Source organism: Paraburkholderia acidipaludis NBRC 101816 (assembly GCF_000684975.1).
GTDB classification, from domain to species: domain Bacteria; phylum Pseudomonadota; class Gammaproteobacteria; order Burkholderiales; family Burkholderiaceae; genus Paraburkholderia; species Paraburkholderia acidipaludis.
This window is the reverse complement of sequence record NZ_BAXZ01000063.1, coordinates 1-541: the sequence shown is the minus strand read 5'-3', so window position 1 is coordinate 541 and position 541 is coordinate 1. Positions and strand designations below refer to the sequence as shown.

The 541-nt window shown below is 54.3% G+C and carries 3 tRNA genes; all 3 read left to right on the top strand.

Annotation, left to right across the window (positions count from 1 at the left end):
• Nucleotides 1-138 precede the first annotated feature (138 nt).
• The 3 genes from BAC01S_RS29810 to BAC01S_RS29800 all read left to right on the top strand — a co-directional run bounded on the left by BAC01S_RS29810 (nt 139) and on the right by BAC01S_RS29800 (nt 429).
• A tRNA-Tyr gene (locus BAC01S_RS29810) sits at nt 139-224 on the top strand.
• 40 nt (nt 225-264) lie between these two features.
• A tRNA-Gly gene (locus BAC01S_RS29805) sits at nt 265-338 on the top strand.
• Between the two features lie 16 nt (nt 339-354).
• Nucleotides 355-429: transfer RNA gene (locus BAC01S_RS29800), tRNA-Thr, on the top strand.
• The last annotated feature ends 112 nt before the right edge of the window (nt 430-541 follow it).

Below are 541 nucleotides of genomic sequence, written 5' to 3'. Positions count from 1 at the left end.
ATCCAGCAGAACCCCGGCCCTAATAAGCCGGGGTTTTTGCGTTGGCGCTCTCCCTATAAGTGAGAGCGTTGTGGGTGCGGCTCCGAACAAAGTGCTTGACACTTAACGGATGTTCCCCCATAATCATCAGTTCTCTTCGGAGGGGTGCCCGAGTGGCTAAAGGGGGCAGACTGTAAATCTGTTGGCTTACGCCTACGTTGGTTCGAATCCAACCTCCTCCACCAGAATTCAGCTGAAGTAACGAGTCGGGAATCGGCGAACCTCGCGGGTGTAGCTCAATGGTAGAGCAGAAGCCTTCCAAGCTTACGACGAGGGTTCGATTCCCTTCACCCGCTCCAGCAAAATGAAGTAAATGCCCATGTGGCTCAGTGGTAGAGCACTCCCTTGGTAAGGGAGAGGTCGGCAGTTCGATCCTGCCCATGGGCACCAGTTGGACGCTGCAGGACATGCAGTATCAGCAAGACCAGTGATTGTTTGCGCGCCCCGCGCAACGTACGGAAAATCCTCTTAGGAGTCGAATATGGCCAAGGGTAAGTTTGAG